This window comes from Streptomyces kronopolitis (genome assembly GCF_014646275.1).
GTDB lineage: Bacteria > Actinomycetota > Actinomycetes > Streptomycetales > Streptomycetaceae > Streptomyces > Streptomyces kronopolitis.
This window is the reverse complement of the sequence record NZ_BMND01000005.1, coordinates 182,634-207,058: the sequence shown is the minus strand read 5'-3', so window position 1 is coordinate 207,058 and position 24,425 is coordinate 182,634. Positions and strand designations below refer to the sequence as shown.

26 protein-coding genes are annotated in these 24,425 nt (G+C 72.1%); 15 read left to right on the top strand and 11 right to left on the bottom strand.

Annotation, left to right across the window (positions count from 1 at the left end):
• Window positions 1-18: 18 nt before the first annotated feature.
• Together IEY78_RS08895 and IEY78_RS08890 are read left to right on the top strand one after the other, a co-directional pair.
• Complete coding sequence (locus IEY78_RS08895) at window positions 19-1,152, top strand: MAB_1171c family putative transporter (RefSeq protein ID WP_189097063.1); 1,134 nt, start codon at window positions 19-21, stop codon at window positions 1,150-1,152.
• A complete protein-coding gene (locus IEY78_RS08890; RefSeq protein ID WP_189097062.1) occupies window positions 1,127-2,311 on the top strand; it encodes an amidohydrolase family protein in 1,185 nt (394 codons plus the stop codon). The genes IEY78_RS08895 and IEY78_RS08890 overlap by 26 nt, the downstream gene beginning before the upstream one ends.
• Before the next feature lie 95 nt (window positions 2,312-2,406).
• Here the strand turns inward: IEY78_RS08890 and IEY78_RS08885 are convergent, their stop codons facing one another.
• Window positions 2,407-3,066: a fasciclin domain-containing protein gene (locus tag IEY78_RS08885; protein WP_189097061.1), complete on the bottom strand. Its 660-nt coding sequence runs from the start codon at window positions 3,064-3,066 to the stop codon at window positions 2,407-2,409.
• Window positions 3,067-3,451: 385 nt separating this feature from the next.
• On the opposite strand from IEY78_RS08885, the gene IEY78_RS08880 reads away from it, so the two are divergent.
• Both IEY78_RS08880 and IEY78_RS08875 read left to right on the top strand, forming a co-directional pair.
• Entirely contained in the window at window positions 3,452-4,012 is a 561-nt protein-coding gene (locus IEY78_RS08880; protein WP_189097060.1) for an Rv1352/Rv1906c domain-containing protein, read from the top strand.
• 262 nt (window positions 4,013-4,274) lie between these two features.
• Window positions 4,275-6,494, top strand: coding sequence for an NADP-dependent isocitrate dehydrogenase (locus IEY78_RS08875; protein ID WP_189097059.1), 2,220 nt, complete (start codon window positions 4,275-4,277; stop codon window positions 6,492-6,494).
• Between the two features lie 120 nt (window positions 6,495-6,614).
• Here IEY78_RS08875 and IEY78_RS08870 read toward each other — a convergent pair whose 3' ends face one another.
• The 4 genes from IEY78_RS08870 to IEY78_RS08855 all read right to left on the bottom strand — a co-directional run bounded on the left by IEY78_RS08870 (window position 6,615) and on the right by IEY78_RS08855 (window position 9,780).
• The gene (locus tag IEY78_RS08870) at window positions 6,615-7,319 is read right to left on the bottom strand and encodes an HAD family hydrolase (protein ID WP_229699795.1); all 705 of its coding nucleotides are present in this window, start codon (window positions 7,317-7,319) and stop codon (window positions 6,615-6,617) included.
• On the bottom strand, window positions 7,316-8,065 hold the full coding sequence (locus IEY78_RS08865) for a phosphatase PAP2 family protein (protein ID WP_189097057.1): 750 nt from the start codon (window positions 8,063-8,065) through the stop codon (window positions 7,316-7,318). Before IEY78_RS08865 ends, IEY78_RS08870 begins: the two co-directional genes overlap by 4 nt.
• A gap of 41 nt (window positions 8,066-8,106) precedes the next feature.
• Complete coding sequence (locus tag IEY78_RS08860; protein ID WP_189097056.1) at window positions 8,107-9,042, bottom strand: M56 family metallopeptidase; 936 nt, start codon at window positions 9,040-9,042, stop codon at window positions 8,107-8,109.
• A gap of 138 nt (window positions 9,043-9,180) precedes the next feature.
• Window positions 9,181-9,780 carry a DUF5134 domain-containing protein gene (locus IEY78_RS08855; RefSeq protein ID WP_189097055.1) on the bottom strand — a complete coding sequence of 200 codons (600 nt, stop codon included), beginning with the start codon at window positions 9,778-9,780 and terminating at the stop codon, window positions 9,181-9,183.
• A gap of 199 nt (window positions 9,781-9,979) precedes the next feature.
• Here IEY78_RS08855 and IEY78_RS08850 point away from each other — a divergent pair, with 199 nt between their 5' ends.
• Entirely contained in the window at window positions 9,980-10,345 is a 366-nt protein-coding gene (locus IEY78_RS08850) for an iron chaperone (protein ID WP_189097054.1), read from the top strand.
• 46 nt (window positions 10,346-10,391) lie between these two features.
• Here IEY78_RS08850 and IEY78_RS08845 read toward each other — a convergent pair whose 3' ends face one another.
• Entirely contained in the window at window positions 10,392-10,778 is a 387-nt protein-coding gene (locus tag IEY78_RS08845; RefSeq protein ID WP_189097053.1) for a VOC family protein, read from the bottom strand.
• Between the two features lie 139 nt (window positions 10,779-10,917).
• On the opposite strand from IEY78_RS08845, the gene IEY78_RS08840 reads away from it, so the two are divergent.
• A complete protein-coding gene (locus tag IEY78_RS08840) occupies window positions 10,918-11,451 on the top strand; it encodes a GNAT family N-acetyltransferase (protein ID WP_189097052.1) in 534 nt (177 codons plus the stop codon).
• Between the two features lie 21 nt (window positions 11,452-11,472).
• Here IEY78_RS08840 and IEY78_RS08835 read toward each other — a convergent pair whose 3' ends face one another.
• The 4 genes from IEY78_RS08835 to IEY78_RS08820 form a co-directional block, all read right to left on the bottom strand.
• The gene (locus IEY78_RS08835; protein WP_189097051.1) at window positions 11,473-12,285 is read right to left on the bottom strand and encodes an amino acid ABC transporter ATP-binding protein; all 813 of its coding nucleotides are present in this window, start codon (window positions 12,283-12,285) and stop codon (window positions 11,473-11,475) included.
• A complete protein-coding gene (locus IEY78_RS08830; RefSeq protein WP_189097050.1) occupies window positions 12,282-13,166 on the bottom strand; it encodes an amino acid ABC transporter permease in 885 nt (294 codons plus the stop codon). The genes IEY78_RS08835 and IEY78_RS08830 overlap by 4 nt, the downstream gene beginning before the upstream one ends.
• Window positions 13,167-13,180: 14 nt before the next feature.
• Complete coding sequence (locus IEY78_RS08825; RefSeq protein WP_189097049.1) at window positions 13,181-14,062, bottom strand: ABC transporter substrate-binding protein; 882 nt, start codon at window positions 14,060-14,062, stop codon at window positions 13,181-13,183.
• 153 nt (window positions 14,063-14,215) lie between these two features.
• Window positions 14,216-14,899: a glycerophosphodiester phosphodiesterase gene (locus tag IEY78_RS08820; protein WP_189097048.1), complete on the bottom strand. Its 684-nt coding sequence runs from the start codon at window positions 14,897-14,899 to the stop codon at window positions 14,216-14,218.
• 613 nt (window positions 14,900-15,512) lie between these two features.
• Here IEY78_RS08820 and IEY78_RS08815 point away from each other — a divergent pair.
• The 5 genes from IEY78_RS08815 to IEY78_RS08795 all read left to right on the top strand — a co-directional run bounded on the left by IEY78_RS08815 (window position 15,513) and on the right by IEY78_RS08795 (window position 20,205).
• Window positions 15,513-16,910, top strand: coding sequence for a DUF6421 family protein (locus IEY78_RS08815; protein ID WP_189097047.1), 1,398 nt, complete (start codon window positions 15,513-15,515; stop codon window positions 16,908-16,910).
• Between the two features lie 59 nt (window positions 16,911-16,969).
• A complete protein-coding gene (locus tag IEY78_RS08810) occupies window positions 16,970-17,731 on the top strand; it encodes an SDR family NAD(P)-dependent oxidoreductase (protein WP_189097149.1) in 762 nt (253 codons plus the stop codon).
• Complete coding sequence (locus tag IEY78_RS08805; RefSeq protein ID WP_189097046.1) at window positions 17,710-18,798, top strand: threonine aldolase family protein; 1,089 nt, start codon at window positions 17,710-17,712, stop codon at window positions 18,796-18,798. The genes IEY78_RS08810 and IEY78_RS08805 overlap by 22 nt, the downstream gene beginning before the upstream one ends.
• A gap of 84 nt (window positions 18,799-18,882) precedes the next feature.
• Window positions 18,883-19,461 (top strand): transglutaminase domain-containing protein, encoded by a 579-nt coding sequence (locus IEY78_RS08800; RefSeq protein WP_189097045.1) that lies wholly within the window; start codon window positions 18,883-18,885, stop codon window positions 19,459-19,461.
• Between the two features lie 12 nt (window positions 19,462-19,473).
• The gene (locus tag IEY78_RS08795; RefSeq protein ID WP_373294094.1) at window positions 19,474-20,205 is read left to right on the top strand and encodes a B3/B4 domain-containing protein; all 732 of its coding nucleotides are present in this window, start codon (window positions 19,474-19,476) and stop codon (window positions 20,203-20,205) included.
• 36 nt (window positions 20,206-20,241) lie between these two features.
• Here IEY78_RS08795 and IEY78_RS08790 read toward each other — a convergent pair whose 3' ends face one another.
• Window positions 20,242-20,958: a lysophospholipid acyltransferase family protein gene (locus tag IEY78_RS08790; RefSeq protein WP_189097044.1), complete on the bottom strand. Its 717-nt coding sequence runs from the start codon at window positions 20,956-20,958 to the stop codon at window positions 20,242-20,244.
• A 306-nt stretch (window positions 20,959-21,264) separates the two neighbouring features.
• Here IEY78_RS08790 and IEY78_RS08785 point away from each other — a divergent pair, with 306 nt between their 5' ends.
• From IEY78_RS08785 to IEY78_RS08770, 4 genes are all read left to right on the top strand, one after another.
• Window positions 21,265-21,636, top strand: a complete 372-nt coding sequence (locus IEY78_RS08785; protein WP_189097043.1) for a TlpA family protein disulfide reductase — start codon at window positions 21,265-21,267, stop codon at window positions 21,634-21,636.
• 224 nt (window positions 21,637-21,860) lie between these two features.
• Window positions 21,861-22,367, top strand: coding sequence for a flavin reductase family protein (locus IEY78_RS08780; RefSeq protein ID WP_189097042.1), 507 nt, complete (start codon window positions 21,861-21,863; stop codon window positions 22,365-22,367).
• A 212-nt stretch (window positions 22,368-22,579) separates the two neighbouring features.
• Complete coding sequence (locus IEY78_RS08775) at window positions 22,580-23,365, top strand: electron transfer flavoprotein subunit beta/FixA family protein (RefSeq protein ID WP_189097041.1); 786 nt, start codon at window positions 22,580-22,582, stop codon at window positions 23,363-23,365.
• A 49-nt stretch (window positions 23,366-23,414) separates the two neighbouring features.
• Complete coding sequence (locus IEY78_RS08770) at window positions 23,415-24,377, top strand: electron transfer flavoprotein subunit alpha/FixB family protein (RefSeq protein ID WP_189097040.1); 963 nt, start codon at window positions 23,415-23,417, stop codon at window positions 24,375-24,377.
• The last annotated feature ends 48 nt before the right edge of the window (window positions 24,378-24,425 follow it).

Here is a 24,425-nt window from a genome sequence, read left to right as displayed (position 1 = left end):
CAGCAGCCACTGACCCTCATGCTGATCGTCGGGGCCGTCTGGAAGCTCATCGACCTGACCCGCGCACCGCACGACCGGGTATTGCGCACATTGGTCGCCTGTCTGATCCTGCTGGCTTCCGGGCAGATCCTCAGCTTTCCCGAGGTCTCCCTCGCCCTCGATTCCGCCACGGCCGCCGGCGTCGCCAAGGTCGTGTTCAACGCCGTCCACATGTCCGGCCTCGGCGCCCTCCTGCTGGTGTTCCTCTCCGCCGTGCCGGGCCCCGAGGACGCCTTCCGGCGCCGGGTCCGGCGCCACGCCGGGCTGCTCGCCGGTGTGGTGACCGCCCTGGTCATCGACATGATCGCGACGCCCCCGGCGCTGCGCGGCCACACCCTGACCACCGCGGACATGAGGCAGCCGGCCATCGCCGCGTTCTACCTCATCGGCAATGCCTATTTCGTCTGCGCCTATCTCACCCCGGCGCTCTGGGCGGTGCGCTATGCGCGCCTGGCGACCCGCCATCTGGCCATCGGCCTGCGCGTGATGGCGCTCGGCCTGTTCGTCCTGGCCGTCACCTCTGTGAACCGGGTCATCTGGGTGTGCCTGCGTATCGACGCGCCCGGCGGGCACGAGACGTTCAACACGGTGAACTGGTCGATGAACGACTGGGCGCTGGGCCTGGTCCTGATCGGGCTGACCTATTCCGCGGGCCGCCAATTGGCCGCGCACGTACGGTCGGTGATCCACCACCGCCGTATGTACCGCGAACTCACCCCGCTGTGGACCGCCCTGGCCGCCGCTTATCCGGAACTCGTTCTGAACGCCGAGCCGCAGAGTCCCCGATGGCGTCGTCCCCGATTGCGCCGCACCCACGAGCGGTTCTACCGCCGGCTCATCGAATGCCGCGACGGACTGGTACGGCTGAGCCCCTATCTGGCCCGGGTCGCGCCGGAAGCGGATCTCGCCCGGGGCCCGGCCGAGCAGCTCGCCCGGCACATTTCCGAGGCCCTCGCGCTGAAACCGGCCACCGAGGATCCCGAGACGGCCTTTACCGCCACCCGTATCGCCTCGCCTTCCGGCAACGACCTGAACGCCGAGGCCCGTGAACTCGCCGCCATATCCCGTGCCTATGCGAAAGGACATCGTGAACAAGGTACTGATATCCGCTGACCGCGTCCTCACCGGACCCGGAGGCCGGACGATCCGCGACGGCGCCGTGCTCGTGGAGGCCGACGTGATCACCGCCGTCGGCACCGAAGCCGAAATGGCGGCGATCGTGGAGCCGGCCGTACGACGCCTGCGGTGCCCGGGGGCCACCGTGCTGCCCGGGCTGATCGACTGCCATGTCCATCTCGCCTTCGACGCGGGCCCGGACCCGGTCGGGGCGGTGGCCCGGGCGGCCCCGGACGCGCTCGCCGCCGCCATGGCGGACCGCGCCGCGCAGTTCCTGGACGCCGGAGTGACGACCGTGCGGGATCTCGGCGACCGCGACGCCCTCGCCCTCGCGCTGCGCGAAGCCATCGCGTCCGGGGCGGCGCCCGGGCCGCGCGTGCTCGCCGCGGCCGCACCGCTGACCCCGCCCGGCGGGCACTGCGGATTCCTGGGCGGCGAGGTCGCCACCGACGACGACATCCGCAAGCAGATCGCCCGCAACGCGGCGGCCGGTGCCGACCTGATCAAGGTGATGGCCTCCGGCGGCGCCCTCACCCCGGGCGGCCCGCGGATGTGGGAGTCGCAGTTCACCCGCGCCCAACTGCGCCTGATCGTCGAGGAGGCCGCCGCCCACGGCCTGGAGGTGGCGGCGCACGCGCACGGCACGGACGCCATCGCCGACTGCGTGGACGCCGGCGTGCGCACCCTTGAACACTGCTCCTGGCGCACCGCCGACGGTGTCACCTACGACCCGGAGATCACCCGCCGCATCATCGAGAACGACGTCTCCGTCTGCCGCTGCGTGTCCGGCGACTGGCAGCTGTTCCTCCAACAACTCGGCCCCGAGCGCGCCGAGTCGATGGCCCGGGTCATCCGCGACATGCGGCAGGCCGGTGTCCGGTTCATCGCCGGTACCGACGCCGGTGTGCCGGGCGCGCGGTTCGGTGACTACGTGGGCATGCTCGAGTTCTTCGCCTCCCTCGGCTTCACCCACACCGAGATCCTCGACATGGCCACCGTCAACGCCGCCCGCGCCCTGGGGCTGACCGACACCGGCACCCTCCGCCCCGGCATGCGCGCCGACCTCCTCGTTGTCGACGGCGACCCGCTGCACGAGCTGGACGCCCTGCGCCGCGTCCGGCACGTCGTCGCGAACGGCCGCCACAAGGCGCTCTGAGGGCCGCCCCGGCGCATGTCACGAGGTGGCCCCGTCCCGTCCCGGTTCACGCCGGGCCGGGACGGGGCCATCGCGTATGCCGCCCCGTATACCGCTCACTTCTTGGGCAGCAGCACCGTGTCGATGATGTGGACGGTGGCGTTGGCGGTCTGGACGTTGCCGCACACGACGTTGGCGGAGCCGTCGACCATGTAGGACTCGCCGGAGCCGGACGTGGTGAGCTTGTTCTTCGCCAGGGTGTCGAACGAGCCGTCGGCCAGCTTGTCCGGCGAGATCTTCTCGCCCACCACATGCCCGGTGAGGATCTTGGTCAGCATCGTCTTGTCGGCGAGGACCTTGTCCAGCTGGGCCTTCGGAATCTTGCCGAAGGCGTCGTTGGTCGGCGCGAACACCGTGATGTCCTTGGCACCGTTGAGGGTGTCCACCAGACCCGCCTTCTTCACCGCCGTCACGAGCGTCGACAGCGCCGGGTTGTGCGAGGCGGCAGTGGCGACCGGGTCCTTGGCCATGCCGTCGAAGCTGCCCTTGCCGCCCTTGGGCACCGTGGCACAGGCCGGGCCGAACGGCTTGGCCATGGCGTCCATGCCGCCGCCGGCGCTGTCCTTCGACGGCTTCGCCTCGGACGACGAGGCCTTGTCGGACGCCTTGTCCTTGTCCTTGCCGTCCATGTCGTTCGAGCAGGCGGACAGCGCGAGCGGCAGGACCGCCGCGGCGGTCACGGCGAGGGCGGCACGACGGAAACGCAGGGTGCTCACGGGTTCTCCAGAGGTGGTGTGGATGCTGTGGTGGTCATGCGGTGCATGGGGCCGGGTGCGGTCGGCTCGACGCGGTCGCGTGTCGTCCGGCCCGGGCTCATGACCTGTATTCGGCGCGGGTCCCGCGGCGGATTGGCCGGGCGGTGAAATTTTTCCGGCGGTGCGTGATTCCGTGTCGTGCTGCGGCGTTCCACGGCGCGCTGCGGCGTCCCGCGGGAGGGGAAGGGGCGCCCTCGGCAGGGCCCCGGGGCGCCGGAACTCTCCGTTCCGCCGCGGCAGGGGGCGCGCCCCGACGGCTCGACGACCGCCGTCCGGAGATTCCGTACAACCTTCAACGGCATTAGGCGGTCTTCACCACACCATCACAGATGCTGGGGGATTGGTCATGTCGCACTCACAACAGCAGCCGGCGTTCGGTCAGCAGCCGTACCCCTTCGTCATGCCGCCGGTCGCGCAGCCGCCGCGGAAGAAGCGCACCGGGCTCAAGATCACCGTGGGGGCGGTGTGCGCCTGCACCGTCTTCGGACTCGGCGCGGCCGTCGGCGGCGGCGGGGCCGACGGCAAGAAGGCCGAGGCGAAGCCCGCCCCGACGGTGACGGTCACCTACACCGCCAAGCCGGTCCCGGCCTCGGCGGACAAGCCGGGGAAGGCGGCCGCGCCCGCCGAGAAGGCGCCCGCCGAGAAGGCGCCCGCCGAGGGGCCCGAGACCGCGGTCGGCCAGGGCAGCTATCTGGTGGGGGAGGACATCGCGGCCGGCACGTACAAGACCGCCGGCCCCACCGCCTCCGACATACCCCTGTGCTACTGGGCGCGCGCCAAGGACTCCAGCGGCGAGGTGGGCAGCATCATCGCCAACGGCACCCCCGAGGGGCCCTCCCGTGTCACGGTCAACAAGGGGGAGACGTTCGAGACCAACGGCTGCAAGCAGTGGAAGAAGGTGGGCTGACCCCTAGGGGTACCGGTGGGCGGCGCGCGAGCCGCCCACCGGCCGACGCTCGGGCCCGTCCAGCGCCGCGCTCGCGCCCGTCCCGCGTAGCGTTCGGCCCGCCGGGCGTCCTGCGGTCCGGAACACGAAACGAAATGGACCGGCCGAAACCGTTCGGAATGGATTCCTCCGGATTTGCCCGGGGCGGGGTCATGTCGAGTGGGAGCCACCCACGAGATATCTTGATGTCGAGCAATGTTGCAGACGTGGAGCGGAGCACCCGGTGACTGACTCGACCATCATCTACACCCACACTGACGAGGCCCCGGCCCTGGCGACGTATTCGTTCTTGCCTGTGGTCCAGGCATACGCGTCGACGGCCGGCGTCAGCGTGGAGACCCGTGACATCTCCCTGGCCGGGCGCATCATCGCAAGCTTCCCCGAGCGCCTGGAGGAGGGCCAGCGGATCGACGACGCCCTCGCCGAGCTCGGTGAGCTGGCGAAGACTCCCGGGGCGAACATCATCAAGCTGCCGAACATCTCGGCGTCGATTCCGCAGCTCAAGGCGGCCGTCGCCGAGCTGCAGGAGCAGGGCTACGCGCTCCCGGACTACCCGGACGACCCGAAGACCGACGAGGAGCGCGACATCCGCGCCCGCTACGACAAGGTCAAGGGCAGCGCCGTCAACCCGGTCCTGCGCGAGGGCAACTCCGACCGCCGCGCCCCCGCCTCGGTGAAGAACTACGCCAAGGCGCACCCGCACCGGATGGGCGCCTGGTCCTCCGGTTCGAAGACCAACGTCGTGCACATGGACACCGACGACTTCCGCTCCACCGAGAAGTCCGCGGTCATCGCCGACGCCGGCACCCTGCGCATCGAGCTGTCCGGCGACGACGGCAGCACCACCGTGCTGCGCGAGTCGGTACCGGTCCTCGCGGGCGAGGTCGTCGACGCGTCCGTGATGCGGGTGGCCGCGCTGCGCGAGTTCCTCACCGCGCAGGTCGCCCGTGCCAAGGCCGAGGGCGTGCTGTTCTCGGTGCACCTCAAGGCCACCATGATGAAGGTCTCCGACCCGATCATCTTCGGCCATGTGGTCCGCGCCTTCTTCCCGAAGACCTTCGCGCGGTACGGCGAGGCGCTCGCCACCGCCGGCCTGACCCCGAACGACGGCCTCGGCGGCATCTACAAGGGCCTGGAGTCGCTGACCGACGGCGCCGAGATCAAGGCGTCCTTCGACGCCGAGCTGGCCGAGGGCCCCGAGCTGGCCATGGTCGACTCCGACCGCGGCATCAGCAACCTGCACGTGCCCAGCGACGTCATCGTCGACGCCTCCATGCCGGCCATGATCCGCACCTCCGGCCACATGTGGGGCCCGGACGGCGCCGAGGCCGACACCCTCGCGGTCCTGCCCGACAGCAGCTACGCCGGCATCTACCAGGTCGTCATCGACGACTGCCGGGCCAACGGCGCCTACGACCCGTCGACGATGGGCTCGGTGCCGAACGTCGGTCTGATGGCGCAGAAGGCCGAGGAGTACGGCAGCCACGACAAGACCTTCGAGATCCCCACCACGGGCACCGTGCGGGTCCTCGACGAGGCCGGCACCGTCGTGCTGGAGCAGGCCGTGGGCGCCGGCGACATCTTCCGGATGTGCCAGACCAAGGACCTGCCGATCCGCGACTGGGTCAAGCTCGCCGTCACCCGCGCCCGCGCGACCGGCAACCCGGCCGTGTTCTGGCTCGACGAGGAGCGCGCCCACGACGCCCAGCTGATCCAGAAGGTCAAGGCCTACCTCCCCGAGCACGACACGGACGGCCTGCAGATCGAGATCATGGCGCCGGTCCACGCGATCAAGTTCTCGCTCGACCGCATCCGCCGCGGCGAGGACACGATCTCGGTCACCGGCAACGTGCTGCGCGACTACCTGACCGACCTCTTCCCGATCCTGGAGCTGGGCACCAGCGCCAAGATGCTCTCCGTCGTCCCGCTGATGAACGGCGGCGGACTGTTCGAGACCGGCGCCGGCGGCTCCGCGCCCAAGCACGTCCAGCAGCTGGTCAAGGAGAACTACCTGCGCTGGGACAGCCTGGGTGAGTTCCTGGCGCTCGCGGTCAGCTTCGAGCACCTCGCGCAGAAGACGGGCAACGCGCGCGCCCAGGTGCTCGCCGACACCCTCGACCGCGCCACCGGCACGTTCCTCAACGAGAACAAGTCGCCCAGCCGCAAGCTCGGCGGCATCGACAACCGCGGCAGCCACTTCTACCTCGCCCTCTACTGGGCGCAGGAGCTGGCCCGGCAGACCGAGGACGCCCCGCTCGCCAAGGCGTTCGCGGCGCTCGCCAAGACGCTGTCCGAGCAGGAGCAGGCCATCGTCGGCGAGCTGGCCGCGGTGCAGGGCACGCCGGCCGACATCGGCGGCTACTACCAGCCCACCGTCGCGAAGGCCTCGGCGGTCATGCGCCCGTCGGCCACCCTCAACCAGGCCCTCGACACCCTGAGCTGACCCTCGCGGGAAAGCCCTTCCGCCCCGGCCGGTACCCCCGGCCGGGGCGGTTTTCCGTTACCCGGGGTGGTTTTTGTTACCGGCGGGGGCCCGGCGCACGGCGGACCGGACCCGCCGTACCTACCCTCGGCCCACCAGGTCCAGCACCGGCCGCAGACCGTCCGGGCGGCCGTCCGCGGGCAGCGGGTCCACCGGCAGGAAGGCGCAGCCCAGGGCCGTGGCGCCGCCGTCCGCCGTGCGGTCGTCGCCCACCATCAGAACGGCGGACGGCGCGAGCCCCAACTCCCGGCAGGCGACGGCGAAGAGCTGCGGATCGGGCTTCTGGAGGCCGTGCTCGTAGGACAGCACGCAGGTGTCGACATAGCGCTCCAGGCCGTGGGCGCGCAGCACCGGCCGCAGGTCCCAGCCGATGTTGCTCAGGACGCCGATCCGGATGCCGCGCCGGTGCAGCTCCGCCAACACCTCGGCGGCGTCGGGATAGGGCTGCCAGGCGTCCGCGGTCCGGTGGCGGTCATAGAGCAGGTCGTACAACTCCGGTGCGGGCAGCGGTACTTGGCGGGCCAGGCCGGTGTACACCGCACGGTGGCGGCGGGCGTCGCGGTCGCGGATCTCCCACTCGCCGGCCAGCGCGTCCGGGAGTTCGGCGGGCGGGGCGCCGCCGGGCAGCGCGCCGGCCCGCTCCAGCGCGGCCGCCCGCCGCACGATCTCGTCGTCGGCCATGTCCGTGCCGCCCGCCGCCAGCGCCGCGCGCAGCCACCGCTCGGCGGGCTCGATGTGCAGCAGCGTCCCGGAGAAGTCGAAAAGCACACCCTCGATCGTCGTCATGACCGCCATCCTGTCCGCTGCGCGCCGCCGGGTCGAACTCCTGTCGCCCCGTACGCGTGGTACGCCGCCACCGACCCCGCCACCAGCGCGCCGCCCAGCAGCCAGCCCCCGACGACGTCCGACGGCCAGTGCACCCCCAGGAACACCCGGGTGAAGCCGACGCCGACGACCGAGACCGCGACCACCGCCCCGGCCGCCCACCGCCACCGCGCCGGGATGCCTCGCAGCCGCAGCAGCCACAGAATCAGGGCGCCCGCGACCATGGCGCTCAGCGCGTGCCCCGAGGGGAACGCGGCGAAGCTCGCGGAGTCCACCGGGTCAGGCCAGACCGGGCGCGCCCGGCCGACCAGTGCCTTGACCGCCTGCTGCAGGCCGGTTCCCAGCAGCGCGGTGGCCGCCACCCAGACGGCGAGCAGCCGCTCCCCGCGCCGCAGCAGCAGGCCGACCGCGACCGCCAGCAGGGCCCGCATCGTCCACGGGTCCCACACCCAGTCGCTGAGCACCCGGTTGCGGTGGGTCCAGGCGGGCGCGGTGACGGCAGTGCGGTGCAGCCGCTGCGCCAGGGCCGTGTCCAGGGAGAGCAGCGGGCCCCAGCGCAGCACGACGAGGGTGAGCAGCAGGCCGAAGAAGCCGAGGAGGGTGCCGCACAGCAGGGCGAGGGCGCCGGTGCGCGGCGGGGCCGGTGCGGGGCGGCGTGCGGCGTCCACGGCGGAGGTCCGGGCGGCGGGATGCGGCGTGGTGGGCATGGGGCGATCCTCGCCCCTAGGGGCTATCGGAGGCGAGCCGGCTACGTCAGTGCGCGCAGTCCGGGAATGAAGGTCACCAGCAGCGGCACCGCCGGCACCAGCGCGGCCACCGCCGTCATCCGCAGCCGCCGGCCGGGGGTGAAACGGGGCGCGGGGGACAGCAGCCGGTCCACCCGCTGCGGCACCTGGGCCAGTTGGGACGGGCAGGGGCCGAACACCCCGCGGTCCTCGTTCAGCTCGACCAGCGCCAGGGCGATCGTCAGCCGGCCGAAGCGGCGCGAGGCCACATCGTCGGCGGCCAGCTCGACCAGCCGGTGCACCTGATCGCGGAACGCGGCGAACACCGGGATCTGCGGGAACCCGACGGCCAGTGCCGCCGCGCAGTGCAGCAGGAGGTCGTGCCGGGCCCGCGCGTGGCCCTGCTCGTGAGCGATCAGCGCATCGAGCTGACGGCCCTTCAGCCGCCGCAACGCCGAGGTGGTGATGACCAGTTGGGGCGAGGAGTGCTGCAACCACCAGGCCTCCGGGCGGTCGCCCTCCAGGACGACCAGGCGCTCCCCGGCGGGCTCCTCCCCGGGCAGCAGCGGCGCACGGCGCAGGAGTTCGGCGCGGCGCTGCCGGCGGCGGGCACGTGCCGCCCGCACCTCACGGGTCAGCGTCACGGCGGTCCAGGCGCCGCCGCCCGCCAACAGAACGGCCAGTACGCCCGCCCACGGCCCGTGGCCCTGGAGCGCGTACGCCTCGACGACCACCCGCGGGGCGAATCCGAACACCGGGCCGCGGACGGCCTCCCAGGCGGCGGCCGCGCTCAGCGACATCGCGAGCACACAGCACAGCAGGACACCGGCGACCACGCACTGCCACACCCACAGGGCGAGCACCGGCTCGCGGTCGGGCCAGTCGGAACGGGCCATCAGCCGCGGCGCCATTGCCGCGGCCAGCACGCCGAGAATCATCAGCGCGAGGGGGACCATCATGGCGTCAGCCTATGAGTGGGCCTCTACCCGTTGGTACGGGCAGGGGCTGGAAGTGACGTATGCCACCCGGGCAACGGGCGTGCGCCGCAGCCTCGCGCGCCGGCGGCGCACCACCGTGCGACCGGGCATCGCCGCAGCTCACAGCGCCAGCAGCATCGCCAGCATGCCGATCCCCATCGCGACCCGGCAGGCCCGCAGCACCCCGGGCGGCCCGGCCGGCGCCGCAGGCCCGCCCGCCGCCGCGGTCCTCGCGACCGTTTCCGCCGCCGGCACCAGCCGGACCCCCGCGGCGATCACGTACACCGTGAAGTACGCGAGCAACAGCCCGGTCAGCAGCGGCACTCCGCCCGGTGCCGAATGCCCCATCGGGACCGTCCCGGCCATATGACCCATCCGTTCCGGGGGCCCGGAAACGCCCCACCACTCCGGGGGCAGCACCATCGTGAGCGCCATGTACACCATGGCCCCCGCGCCCACCGCGTGATGCAGATGCCGCCGCGCCAGCGCCCACAGCCCGGCCGTCCCGAACACCACGGTGAACAGCCACGGCGACCACGCCGCGGACGCCGCGGCGGACGCCGGACAGGCCATCGCCGCCATCCCCAGCGCCATCAGCCCCTCACCGCGCGCGGCATCCCGCTCCGCCGGCGGGCCGGTATGCGCGCGCACCAGGCAGTACGCACCGGCAGCGGCACACAGCAGCACCAGCAGCCAGCCGACCCACGCCGGTCCGTGCACCGAGCACCTCCCCTCGCACCCGTACGCGACGGGGGCAGGCTTCCCGTCCGGCGGCCCGCACACGGGAGCGCACGGACGCACGGGGGGAGCGCGGGCGCCGGGGCAGGCGGTCCGGGCCCCGGGCGCCCGGGGCCGCGGGATGTCGCCGCGGGCGGCGTGGGGAAAGCACGCCGAGCGGGCCCGGCCTACCCTCGGGCGCATGGTGCGGAGCGAGGCGGCGGACGTGGACGGCTATCTGGCCGGGGTGCCGGAGGACCGCCGGGAGGCCCTGGTCCGGCTGCGGCGGTCGTGCCGCGCCGAGCTGACCGGCTTCGACGAGGTCATGGCCTACGGGATGCCCGCCTACCAGCGGGACGGCGTCACCGAGATCGCCTTCGCGAGCCAGCAGCGGTATCTCTCCTTCTACCTCCTGCGCAGTGACGTCCGCGAGGCGTTCGCGGAGCGGCTGGCCGGGCAGGACATGGGCAAGGGCTGCCTGCGGTTCCGGCAGCCGGACCGCGTCGACTTCGACCTGGTCAGGGACCTGCTGCGGGCCACGGCGGCCGGTACGGGCACGGTCTGCTGACGGCCCCGGGGCGGCGCCGACCCGGGGCCAACCGCACGCCGCGTCCCTACGGGCGGTATCGCAGCGGATGGTCCGCCGGGACCTGCGTCAGGACGATCAGGTGGCCGTCCGGGTCGGCGATCCACATCTCGATCAGGCCCCAGGGCTCCCGCACGGGCGGCCGCAGCACCTGGACGCCCTGCGCCCGCAGTTCCTCGTGCGCGGCGGCCACGTCCGCCACCTGGAGCCACAGCTGGAGGGTGTCCGTGGCCGGATCCGCCGCGCGGCCGGAGACCTCCAGGAAGCCGCCGCCCAGGAAGTACACCGTGCCGCGCTCGGGCCCCGTACCGAACTCCCGGTAGATCTCCAGCCCCAGCGCCCCGCCGTAGAACGCCCGCGACCGCTCGGGGTCCGAAGGACGCAACAGCACCCGGCTGCTCAGTACATGCACCATGCCCGGACCCTACGGCCTGCGGCCACGCGCCGGCGTCCACATCGCCGCAGGTCCCTGGCGAAAGGCCCTGACAAGGGACGCATACCTCTTGTTAGCCTCCATGCAGCCATTCGTCCGCCCCGAGAGGACTCCGCGCACCATGCCCACCAGCGAGCTGACCTTCCGTACCGCCCTCGACACCGACGTCCCCGGGCTCGTCGAGCTCATCGAGTCGGCGTACCGCGGCGACACGAGCCGGGCCGGCTGGACTACGGAGGCGGATCTGCTGGAGGGCCAGCGCACCGACCCGGAGGGCGTGCGGGCCGTGGTGCACCACGAGGCGAGCCGGCTGCTGATCGCCGAGCGGGACGGCGTGCTGATCGCCTGCTGCCAGCTCGAACACCGCGGGGACCACGCCTACTTCGGGATGTTCGCGGTGCGCCCGGAGCTGCAGGGCGGCGGGCTCGGCAAGGTGATCATCGCGGAGGCCGAGCGGACCGCCCGGGAGACCTGGGGCGCCCGGGAGATGCGGATGACGGTCATCCGCCAGCGCGACGAGCTGATCGCCTGGTACGAGCGCCGCGGCTACCGGCGCACCGGCGAGCTCACCCCGTTCCCGTACGGCGACGAGCGCTTCGGCATCCCGCAGCGCCCCGACCTGGCCTTCGAGCTGCTGCTCAAGCCGCTCGACTAGGGGGTGCGGGCGGCCCGGCGCTCACAGCCGTCCCGCCTGGATGATCCGCCGCAGGAACTGCCGGGTGCGGTCCTGCCGCGGCTCCCCGAAGACCTCCTCGGGCGTGCCGCGTTCGACCACCACCCCGCCGTCCAGGAAGCAGACCTGGTCGGCGACCTCCCGCGCGAAGCCCATCTCGTGGGTGGCGATGACCATCGTCATGCCCTCCTCCTTCAGATCGCGGACCACGCCGAGTACCTCGCCGACCAGCTCCGGGTCGAGCGCCGCGGTGATCTCGTCCAGCAGGAGTAGCCGCGGCCGCCCGGCCAGCGCGCGGACGATCGCCACCCGCTGCTGCTGCCCGCCGCTGAGCCGGTCCGGGTACTCACCGGCCCGCCCGCCGAGCCCGAGCCGCTCCAGCAGCTCGTGGGCCCGCGCCTCGGCCTCCGCGCGCGGCACGCCGTGCACCCGGCGGGGCGCCAGCGTGATGTTGTCCAGGACGGTCATGTGCGGGAAGAGGTTGTAGGCCTGGAAGACCACCCCGATCCGGCGGCGCACCGCGTCCACGTCCGCCCGGGGATCGGTGATCTCCGCGCCGTCCAGGAAGATCGCGCCGTCGTCGATCTCCTCCAGCAGGTTCGCGCAGCGCAGCAGCGTGGACTTGCCCGACCCCGAGGCGCCGATCAGCGCGGTCACGGTGTGCGGGGGGACCGCGAGGTCCACATCGCGCAGCACGACCGTGCCCCGCCCGTACGTCTTGCGCACGGACTCCAGCCGCAGTACCGGGCCGCCGTCGGGCGCGGGCCGCACGGCGGTGCCGTCGGCCGGCCGCGGGGTGTCGTCGGTGGTGCTCATACCAGGCCTCCCTGGGCGCGCTTGCGGTCCATGCGGGCGGTGATCCAGTCCGTGCCGCGCGTCATCGGGATGGTCAGCGCGACGAAGACCAGGCCGGCCACGACGTATGGCGTGAAGTTGAAGTCCTTGCCGGCGATGATCTGCGCCGCGTAGACCGCGTCCACCGCGCCCGCGATGGAGACCAGGCCGGTGTCCTTCTGGAGCGAGACCAGGTCGTTGAGCAGCGGCGGCACCACCCGCCGCACCGCCTGCGGGAGCACCACGAAGCGCAGGGTCTGCCCGCTGCTCAGCCCCAGCGACCGGGCCGCGGCCCGCTGCGAGGGGTGCACCGACTCGATGCCCGCCCGGAAGACCTCGGCCACATACGCCGCGTACGTGAGCACCAGCGCGGCCCCGCCTAGCATCACCGGGTCGGTGGTCACCCCCTGGAGCCGCAGCGCCGGCACCCCGAAGACCACCATCAGCAGGCAGATGATCAGCGGCAGCCCGCGGAAGAAGTCGGTGTACGCGGTGGCCAGGGCGCGCAGCGGGAAGAACACCGGGCCGCGCAGCGTCCGGGCCACCGCCAGCAGCAGCCCCAGCACCAGCACCGCCGCCCCGCACACCACCAGCAGCCGCAGATTCAGCAGCAGCCCGTCCAGCACCTCCGGCAGCGCCTTGCGCGCGTAGGCGGCACTGAAGAAGGTCTCGCGGGTGCGCGGCCAGCCGGGGGAGCGGGTGATCACGAGGAACAGGACGGCGCCGGTGACCAGGGTGCTCAGCGCGGCGACGGCGGTTGCCCGCCGGGTCCGGGTCCGCTTGAAGCGCTCCCGCTCGATCCGCCGCTGCGAGGGCACGTACCCGTCCGCCGGCCCGTCCTGCCCGGTGGAGTTCTTCACCATGTCTCTTCCGTACCTCACTTGAGCACCGGGACGGACACCGCGTCGGTCAGCCACTTCTTCTCCAGCGCGGCGAGCGTGCCGTTCCTGCGCAGCGCGTCCACGGCGGCCGTCACACATCCGGTGAGCCGGCTCTCCCTGTCCAGGACCAGGCCGAACTGCTCCTTCGCGGCGCCGGTGGCCGCGAACTGCCCGACCACCTCGGCGTTCTTCACCTCGGCGGAGGTGACGTAGAAGGCCGTCGGCAGATCGGTGAGGATGGCGTCGACCTGACCGTTCTTCAGCGCGGACTTGGCGAGGTCGTTCTTCTGGAAGACGGCTGCGGGCCGCGTCGGGCGGACCGTGTCATGGACGACGTCCAGGCTGGTGCTGCCGACCTGCGCGCCGAGTCTGAGGCGCCGCAGGTCAGCGATGCTCCGGGCGTGCGCGGCCTTGGAGCCCTTCAGCGCGATGACCGCCTGCCGCACGTCGTAGTAGCCGGACGAGAAGGAGACGGCCCGCTTGCGTGCGGCGCTGATGGACACCTGGTTGATGTCGAAGTCGAAGGTCTTCGCGCCGGGCGCGAAGGCGTTGTTGAACGGCACGGTCCGCCAGCGCACCGCCCCCTTGGCGTAGCCCAGTTGGCGGGCGACGGCGTAGGCGACCGCCGATTCGAAGCCCTTTCCGCTCGCCGGGTCGTCGTCGTGGAACCACGGCGCGTAGGCGGGCTTGTCGGTGCCGACCGTGAGCGTGCCCCGGGTGACGGTGGGCAGCGCGCCCCGGTCACAGCGCTGCGGGCCCTGCCCGGCGGCCCCCGGGCCGCCGGGGGACTCGTCCTGCGGGGCACAGCCGACGGCCGCCGCGACCAGCACGGCGGTGGTCCAAGCGGCAAGGCGGAGGGGGCGGTTGGCGAGGCGCATGGCGGGAGAGTGGCAGTGCGCACGGCCATCTGTCGAGATCACCAGGGGAAAAGTCCGCATGGTGGAATCTCGTTGCGCCGCTGTGAACTGCGGATTTCCCCGCCGGCCGACGGTCGCCGGGTCCCGGGCCGACGACCGGAGGGCGCCGCCGCCTTACGCCGTGAAGCGCACCGCCCGCCGGATCTCCGGCAGATCGGTCACCACGCCGTCCAGACCCAGCCCGCGCGCGAGGCGGAGCTGATCGTGGGTGTTGACCGTCCAGCCCAGGACCCTCAGCTGGGCGGCGTGCGCCCGCTCGACCAGCTCCAGGGTGAGCCGCCGGATGTTCAGGGACAGCATCGTCGCGCCGACGGCCTGGGCGCGGTCGACGACATCGGTGCCGTAACGGCTGGCGACCAGCGCGGTGCGTACGCCCGGCAGCAGGGTGCGGATCGCCGCCAGCGCCTCGTCGTGGAAGGAGATCACCTCGACCCGGCCGGTCAGATCGCGCGCCCGCATCACCTCGGCCAGCGCCTGCGCGGCGGCCACATCCTTGATCTCGGCCTGCAGCGGTGCGCCGACCGCCTCCACGACCTCCTCGAACACGGGGATCCGCTCGCCCTTCCCGGCATCGAGTTCACGCAGCTCGGCGAGGGTGCGTTCGGAGATCGGCCCGGCGCCGTCGGTGGTCCGGTCGACATCCGCGTCGTGCATCACCACCAGCGAGCCGTCCTTGCTCAGATGCAGATCCAGTTCGATGACATCCAGGCCCTCGTGCTCGGCGCGCACGAAGGAGCGCAGGGTGTTCTCCGGCTCGACGCCCATCATCCCGCGGTGTCCGATGGTGAGAAAGGACAAGGCTGCCTCGCTTCTGTCGGCTCGGTGGTGCTGTCGGCTCTGGGGAATCGACCGTCGACCGTCGGCCACGGCGTACGAAACGGCGCACAGCCTAACGGGACCGGACGGCGAAAAAACGGGTGCCGAACCGGACCGTGGTGTGTCCAGTACGGGTACCCGCCAGATCCGGCTTCAGACCGCTTCACTCTCATGTGGGCGATTCCCCGGCGCGCTGACGGCCCGCGGAGCCGGGCGGCGGTCCCGGGTCCCCCGGGGCGGGGATCACCGCACCGGACGCGCCCACCCGCTGCGAGCTGTCGCGGACCGCTGTGGCATATGCCACACGCCACCGGGGCAGGTGTCCGCGAGGGGCGTCCGGGGCGGTGCGCGCCGGATCCCCCGGGAGGCGCCCGAGGGCCTCCTCGCGGCTCTGTCACTGGGGTCCGGGCCCCTGAAAGAAGCGCCGAAAGGCCGGGTGCGGCTGGCAGGAAGTGGCGCACGGGTCCGCACGCGCAGGAAAAATCCGCGTGTGTACGGGGTGTCAACAGGATAATTTTCAGCTAGCCCACTTGAGTGGACGATCCTTGGCTGGTTACCGTGTTCTGACAACACGATCTACCGCCGGAGGGCAGTCATGACGGAAATCTTTTCGCCTGTGGGTGTCCAGGAGGCCACCACGACCGCAGGGAGTGTGGTCGAGCACCCGGCGTGGCCCGTGCTCAAGGGCGCGGTCGAGACCATCCGCCCCTGGCAGTCCAAGGACGGCTCGGTCGACCTGGCGGCGGAGGGTGCGCCGAGCGCCGACGCCGTCCGCGCGGAGGTCGACCGCGTGATAGCGGCCCTGGGGGAGCTGGCCCCGCTGCTGCCGCACAACGCCGCCTACCACCAGGCCCTCGCCGCCGACCTGCGCCGCTGGGCCGACGGCGGCTTCGAGGTCCCGGACTTCCTGGACTCGCTGCTCGCCTTCCAGCCCGCCCGCGGGCGCGCCGACGGCCTCCAGCACCTCGTGCTGTTCCCCATGTACACCCAGAACGGCAACCCGGACCGCAACTTCGAGGCCGTCGTCCTGCGCATGGTCTGGCCGGAGTGGCTCGCCGAGCTGGAGCGCACCCGCTACGACAACGCCCTCTTCTGCGGCATCACCTTCGAGGACTTCACGGCCGGCTACGACACCAACTCCGCGGTGCTCTTCCCGGAGACCATCGCCGTGCGCGAGGCCCCCGAGCGCTTCAGCTGGGGCGGCATCTTCTGCGACCGCGAGGCCGCCCGCTTCCGCCGGGTCAGCCGGGCCGCCGTCGAGACGCTGGGCCTGGAAGTCCCCGAGGCCGTCCGCGACATGCTCGCCGACCAGGAGCGCTGCCAGGAGGCCTTCGTCCTGTGGGACATGGTCCACGACCGCACCCACAGCCACGGCGACCTGCCGTTCGACCCTTTCATGATCAAGCAGCGCCAGCCGTTCTGGATGTACGGCCTGGAGGAGCTGCGCTGCGACCTCACCGCCTTCAAGGAGGCCGTGAAGCTGGAGGCCGAGGGGTACCCGCAGGCCCGCGACGTGCAGTTCGCGGTGATCTTCGACCGGATGTTCCGCTTCCCGGTCACCGGCGACCGCGTCCGCAACTACGACGGCCTGGGAGGACAGCTGCTCTTCGCCTACCTCCACAAGCACGACGTCGTACGCTGGACGGACAACACACTGCACATCGACTGGGAGCGGGCGCCCAAGGTCACCAACGAGCTGTGCGGCGAGATCGAGAAGCTCTACCGCGACGGCATCGACCGGCCCAAGCTGGTGCACTGGTTCGCCGCGTACGACCTCGTCTCGACCTACCTGGCCCCGCACCCGGGCTCGGTCTGGGCCAAGGGACCCGACGCTCTCGACCTCGACCAGCCGCCGCGCAAGCTCGTGGACGACGTGCTCCCCGACGAGTTCCCGCTGAGCATGTTCTACGAGGCGCTCGCCAAGAAGCTGCGGACTGTGATCGCATCCACCAAGGGCATCACGGCCCACAGCGATGAATTGGCGGCGGCGTGACGAACGACCGGAACACCCGGCCGAAGGCCGTCCAGGGGCATGACGAGGAGGCGACGGAGATGGTGACTTCGACGGGCGGCCAGGGGCCGCTGGAGGGCGCGGTCATCGCGGTGGCGGGCGCGGCCGGACCGGCCGGGCGGGCGACGCTGCTGCGACTGGCCGAGGCGGGCGCGGTGGTGGTCGGCTCGGACTCCCACCCCGAGCGGCTGGCGGAGGCCGTGGACGCGGCCCGGTACGCCCATGGGGGTGCCACGGTGATCGGGGAGACGGTCGACCTCCTCGACCCGGACCAGGCCCGCGAGTGGGCGGCCCGTACGGAGAAGGAGTTCGGCCGGATCGACGGGCTGGTGCACCTGGTCGGCGGCTGGCGCGGCTCGTCGAGCTTCGCGGAGACCGACCTCGCGGACTGGGAGACGCTGCACAAGCTGCTGGTCCGCACCGTCCAGCACACCTCCCTGGCGTTCTGCGACGCGCTGGAGCGCAGCGGCAACGGCCGCTTCCTCCTCACCAGCGCGGCCGGCGCCAGCAAGCCCACCGGCGGCAACGCCGCCTACGCCGCCTCGAAGGCCGCCGCCGAGGCCTGGACGCTGGCCATGGCCGACGGCTTCCGCAAGTCGGGGGGCGAGCAGGGCCCCCGCGCCGCGGCTGCCATCCTGGTCGTGAAGGCGCTCGTCAACGACCAGATGCGCGCCGAGCGCCCGAACGCCAAGTTCGCGGGCTTCACGGATGTCACGGAGCTGGCAGAGGCCATCGCCGGGGTCTGGAGCCGGCCCGCCCAGGAAGTGAATGGACAGCGTCTGTGGCTGACCCCCGAGCCGTGACCGGAGCGAAGACCGACGCCCGGCCGCACCACGACCCCGAGATACGCGGCTTCGCCAGCGACAACTACGCCGGCGCCCACCCGGAGGTGCTCGCCGCCCTCGCCCTCGCCAACGGCGGCCACCAGGTCGCCTACGGCGAGGACGACTACACCGAGCACCTCCAGCGGATCGTCCGCAGCCATTTCGGTCAGCGCGCCGAGGCGTTCCCGGTGTTCAACGGCACCGGCGCCAATGTCGTCGCGCTGCAGGCCGTGACCGACCGCTGGGGCGCGGTGATCGCCGCCGACTCCGCACACATCCATGTCGACGAGTGCGGTGCGCCCGAGCGGGTCGGCGGGCTGAAGCTGCTGACCGTACCGACCGAGGACGGCAAGCTCACCCCCGAGCTGATCGACCGCGAGGCGTACGGCTGGGACGACGAGCACCGCGCCATGCCGCAGGTCGTCTCGATCACCCAGAGCACGGAGCTGGGCACGGTCTACACGCCCGACGAGATCCGGGCGATCTGCGAACACGCCCATGAGCGCGGCATGGTGGTGCACCTCGACGGCGCGCGGATCGCCAACGCGGCGGCGACGCTCGATGTGCCGATGCGGGCCTTCACCAACGCCGTGGGGGTCGACATCCTCTCCTACGGCGGCACCAAGAACGGCGCCGTCTTCGGTGAGGCCGTGGTCGTGCTCAACCCCGACCGGGTGCGCGCGATGAAGCACCTGCGCAAGCTGTCCATGCAGCTGGCCTCCAAGATGCGCTTCGTCTCCGTCCAGTTGGAGGCGCTGCTCGCCAAGGACCTGTGGCTGCGCAACGCCCGGCACGCCAACACCATGGCGCAGCGGCTGGCCGCCGGGGTGCGGGAGATCGACGGGGTGGAGATCTGCTACCCCGTGCAGGCGAACGCGGTCTTCGCCCGGCTGCCGCACGATGTCAGCGAGCGGCTGCAGAAGCGCTACCGCTTCTACTTCTGGGACGAGCAGACCGGCCAGGTGCGCTGGATGTGCGCGTTCGACACCACCGAGGCGGACGTCGACGGCTTCCTCGCCGCGCTCCGCGAGGAGATCAGCCGCTGACCCGGACCTCCCGCTCCGCATAGCTATGCGCCCGGCCGAAAAGTCATTGACCCTCGGCCGGGCGCATCGCTACGCTCCCCGGGCATGCGGCTGATCCAGAACTCCCCGGACATCTCGGCCTACTTGGCCGTCAGTGCGGCCATCGATCACGACCATCCGGACGTCCGGGCCGCCGCCGCGACCCTCGCCGCCGGCGCCCCGGATGCATACGCATACGCCGAGGCGGCCTTCACCTTCGTCCGCGACGCGATCGCGCACAGCGCGGACACCGGCGATCCGCGGGTCACCTGGCGCGCCTCGGACGTCCTCGCCCGGCGCACCGGCATCTGCCACGCCAAGGCGCACGCCCTGGCGGCCCTGCTGCGCGCCCGGGGCATCCCCGCCGCGCTCTGCTACCAGAGGTTCGAGGTCGTCCACGGGCTGGTGGCCGTCCGGCTGCCCGGCATGGAGCGCTGGGTCCGACAGGATCCCCGGGGCAACAAGCCCGGCGTCGATGCGCGGTTCCGCCTCGACCGCGAGCAGCTGGCGTTCCCCGTGCGGCCCGAGTGCAACGAACTGGACTACCCGGTGCTATTTGCTGAACCACATCCGGTCGTGCTCCAATGCCTCCGCGAGGCCGTCGACCGGCCTCACCTCTGGCAGACGCTCCCCACCGATCTCTGAGGAACGCCCCCGATGTCCGACTCTTCGCACGCCTCCACCACCGCCCTGACCTGCGCCCTGCACGTCTCCGACGAGGTGCGCGCCCTGGCGCCCGGCTTCGGTTACCTCGCCGTGGAGGCCCACGGCCTGACCAACGGGCCCAGCGACGAGGCCGGGGCCGCGCTCCTGGACGAGGCCACCCGCCGGCTGACCGAGCGCCTCGACGGGCGCGCCCCGCAGGACGATCCGCACCTCGCCGCCTGGCGCGCCGCCTACACCGCCTTCGGCAGCAAGCCGTCGCGCACCCGCAACTCCGCCGAGGCGCTGGCCCGGCGGGCGCTCGCGGACGGCGGGCTGCCGCGCATCAACCGCCTGGTCGACCTCTACAACGCGATCAGCGTCGCCCACCTCATTCCCGTGGGCGGTGAGGACCTGGACCGCATCCGGGGCGGGATGCGGCTGGTGCGGGCCACCGGCGACGAGCCGTTCGCGACCGCCGCCGCCGGCGCCGAGACCATCGAGCACCCCGACGCGGGCGAGGTGGTCTGGTGCGACGAAGAGGGCGTCACCTGCCGCCGCTGGAACTGGCGGCAGGGCGTGCGCACCCGCCTGACCGAGGACTCGGTCAGCGCGCTGTTCCTGCTGGAGCGGATGGCCCCCATGACGACCGACGCGCTGGCGGCCGCCGGCGCCGAACTGGCCGAGGCGCTGCGCACGGCCTGCCCGGACGCCCGTATCGAGATCGGTGAGGTCTGGTCGCAGTGACCCGGACGAGCGGACCGACCCGGACGGCCGGACCGCTCAGGCGGCGCTCCCGCGAGGGGCGGGTGCGGTGCCGCCGAGGTGGGCCGGCATCCACCAGGTGTCGTCGGGGCCCTTGGGGCGTACGGGATAGGCGCGCTGCGCCGCCTCCAGGAGGTCCTGGACCCGGGCCCGCAGCCGGTCGGTGATCTTCTCCGCCGACTCGGCCGGATCGGCCTCCATCGGCTCGCCCACCCGGACCGTTATCGGGAGGTGGTTGCGGCCCAGGTCGCGCTTGTGGCCCTTGGTCCACAGCCGCTGGGTGCCCCACAGCGCCACCGGCAGCAGCGGCACCCCGGCCTCCTGGGCCAGCCGCGCGGCACCCGACTTGAAGGTCTTCAGGGTGAAGGACTCGGAGATCGTCGCCTCCGGGAAGACCCCGATGATCTCCCCGGAACGCAGCGCCGTCAGGGCGTGCTTGTAGGCGTCCATGCCCTGCGCCCGGTCCACGGGGATGTGCTTCATCGCGCGCATCAGCGGGCCCGACACCTTGTGCCGGAAGACCGACTCCTTGGCCATGAAGCGCACCAGCCGCTTGGCCGGGCGCGCGGTCAGACCGGCGAAGACGAAGTCCAGATAGCCGATGTGATTGCTCACCAGCACCGCCCCGCCGCGGCGCGGAATGTGGTCCGTCCCGGCGATGTCGAATTTCAGATCGAGCGCCTTGAAGAGGGTGCGGGCGGCGCCGATCACCGGCGGATAGACGAGCTCTGCCATTGTCCGGAGGACCCCTTTTTCCACGCCTGGGGAGGGTTCTCCCGGCGGAAACCTACGCAGCCGTAACTGCGGCTTTCGGGAGATCGTGCCCGAAGTCTGCCGTGGCGGCCAGCGCGCCGGCCCCCGCGGCCGGGAGATCCTCGTCACGTGTGGGGGCCATAGGGGAATCTCCGCGGCCTGGTGAACGCTGCCCCTCCCAACGGTGGAGCATGCGCCGCGGGGCGCGGTGCGCGGGGTGGCGAGCGGCTCCGACGAGACCGCCGATGCCGCCGACGCGGTGCATCGAGGACACCGATAAGGACACCAATGCAGCAATGGAGGCTGACGGTGCGGGAGCCGGACGACCGGGTCGGCCGCGACGAGGGGACACGGCTGGACGCCGCCCGGATCGGCGCGGAGCTGGGGGAGCGGGCCACCCTGCTGCAGTTCTCCAGCGCCTTCTGCCAGCCCTGCCGGGCCACCCGGCGCACCCTCGGCGAGGTCGCCGCCATGGTCGAGGGCGTCGCCCACATCGAGATCGACGCGGAGGACCATCTCGCGCTCGTGCGGGAGCTGGAGGTGGTGCGCACCCCGACGGTGCTGGTCCTCGACGCGGCGGGCGCGATCGTGCGCCGGGCCTCGGGCCAGCCCCGCAAGGCCGATGTCATCGCCGCACTGGGCGCGGCCGTCCGTGATTGATCTCCCAGATCCCGGGCGCCCCTTGACGCTGTGGGTCACACGTCGTCACTCTGACGTGATGCGGCCAGGATTCCTTCTCTACGGACGCGCCCACGTCGACCTGCTGCGGACTGCCAGCTCCCGCTGTCCGGGTACGTGAGCAGCGACGACCTCACAGCCGCCGGCCGCCGCACGGCGCCGGCGGTTCTTCCCGGGCACGTACACCACAGCAGAAGGACAACTCCATGACGGCCTCGCCCGGCCTCGGCACGCCCCGTACCGCCTCCCCCGAGCTGCTGCGCTCGGTCTTCCGGCAGCATGCCGCCGGCGTCGCGGTGATCACCGCGCACGGCTCCCGCCCCGTCGGTTTCACCGCCACCTCCCTCACCTCCGTCGCCGCCGACCCGCCGCTGCTCTCGTTCGGTATCGGTACCGGCTCCTCCAGCTGGCCCGCCGTCGCGGAGGCCGCGCACATCGGCGTCCACATACTCGGCGAGCACCAGCAGGAACTGGCCGCCACGTTCGCGCGCAGCGGAGCCGACCGGTTCGGCCCCGCCACCTCCTGGTACACGGGCCCCGAGGGGGTGCCCCTCCTGGACGGCGTGCTGGCCTGGCTGGTGTGCAAGGTCGTGGCGCGGGTACCCGCCGGTGACCACCGCATCGTGCTCGCCCAGCCGGTCGTCGGCGACCCCGCGGGGCCCGGCCGTCCGCTGCTCTACCACCAGGGACGCTTCAACGCCCTGCGGGACTGACGCGTTCCCGTTCCGCCTCTTCGCCACCCGGTCGGGGCCGTTGGCAACGTCACATTTCGACGGCCTTGATTCGGGGCACGAGACTGGATGTACTGGCGAGTAATATGACGGTCGGCGTGGGGAACCGCTTCCGCCCGGGAGCCGCCCCCAGTGACGCCTATGCTGCCAGCACCAGGCAGTTCTGAAGAGACGAAGCAGGTAGGAGAGTCGGCGTGAGCTTGAGGATCGTTGTCTGTGTGAAGTACGTGCCCGACGCCACCGGCGACCGGCACTTCGCCGAGGATCTGACCGTCGACCGTGACGATGTGGACGGTCTGCTCTCGGAGCTCGACGAGTACGCCGTCGAGCAGGCCCTGCAGATCAAGGAAGCCGCGGACGACGCGGAGATCACGGTCCTGACCGTGGGCCCCGAGGACGCCAACGACGCGCTGCGCAAGGCGCTGTCGATGGGCGCCGACAAGGCCGTCCACGTCGAGGACGATGACCTGCACGGCACCGACGCGCTCGGCACCTCGCTGGTGCTGGCGAAGGCCATCGAGAAGACCGGCTACGACCTCGTCGTCTGCGGCATGGCCTCCACCGACGGCACGATGGGTGTGCTGCCCGCGCTGCTCGCCGAGCGCCTGAACGTCCCTCAGGTCACCCAGCTCTCCGAGGTCTCCGTCGCCGGCGGCAAGGTCACCGGCCGCCGGGACGGTGACACCGCCAGCGAGCAGCTGGAGGCCGCGCTGCCCGCCGTCGTGTCGGTCACCGACCAGTCGGGTGAGGCGCGTTACCCCTCCTTCAAGGGCATCATGGCCGCCAAGAAGAAGCCGGTGGAGTCCCTGGACCTGGAGGACCTGGAGATCGAGGCGGACGAGGTCGGCCTCGAGGGCGCCTGGACCAAGGTCGACGACGCCACCGAGCGTCCGGCCCGCACCGCGGGCACGATCGTCAAGGACGAGGGCGAGGGCGGCAAGCAGCTCGCCGAGTTCCTCGCGGGCCAGAAGTTCATCTGAGCCGCAGTCCTTACCCCCGCCCTCATTCTTCCCGCAGGAGAGCAATCCCATGGCTGAAGTCCTTGTCTACGTCGACCACGTGGACGGTGCCGTCCGCAAGCCCACCCTCGAACTGCTCACCCTCGCGCGCCGCATCGGCGAGCCGGTAGCCGTCCACCTCGGCGCGCACGCCGACGAGGCCGCGAAGGTCCTCGCCGAGTACGGCGCGGTCAAGGTGCTGGCCGCCGACGCTCCCGAGTTCGCCGAGTACCTCGTCGCCCCCAAGGTCGACGCGCTGCAGGCCGCCTACGACGCGGTCTCGCCGGCCGCCGTGCTGCTGCCGTCCTCCGCGGAGGGCAAGGAGATCGGTGCCCGCCTCGCGGTCCGCATCGGCTCCGGCATCATCACCGACGCCGTCGACCTGGAGGCCGGCGCCGAGGGCCCGGTGGCCACGCAGTCCGTCTTCGCGGCCTCGTACACCACCAAGTCCCGCATCACCAAGGGCACCCCGATCATCACCGTCAAGCCCAACTCCGCCGCCCCGGAGGCCGCGCCGGCCGCCGGTACGGTCGAGCAGCTCGCGGTGACCGTCGCCGACTCCTCCAAGGGCACGAAGATCGTCTCGCGCACGCCGCGCGAGTCGACCGGCCGCCCGGAGCTGACCGAGGCCGCGATCGTGGTGTCCGGTGGCCGTGGCGTCAACGGCGCGGAGAACTTCCCGGTCATCGAGGCGCTCGCCGACTCGCTCGGTGCGGCCGTCGGTGCCTCGCGCGCCGCGGTGGACGCCGGCTGGTACCCGCACACCAACCAGGTCGGCCAGACCGGCAAGTCGGTCTCGCCGCAGCTGTACATCGCGGCCGGCATCTCCGGCGCGATCCAGCACCGCGCCGGTATGCAGACCTCGAAGACGATCGTCGCCATCAACAAGGACGAAGAGGCGCCGATCTTCGAGCTGGTCGACTACGGCGTGGTCGGCGACCTCTTCGAGGTCGTCCCCGCCCTCACGGACGAGGTCAAGACCCGCAAGGGCTGAGCCACTCGCAGTGCGCCGGAGCCCGCTTCGGCGCACGCACGAGGCCCC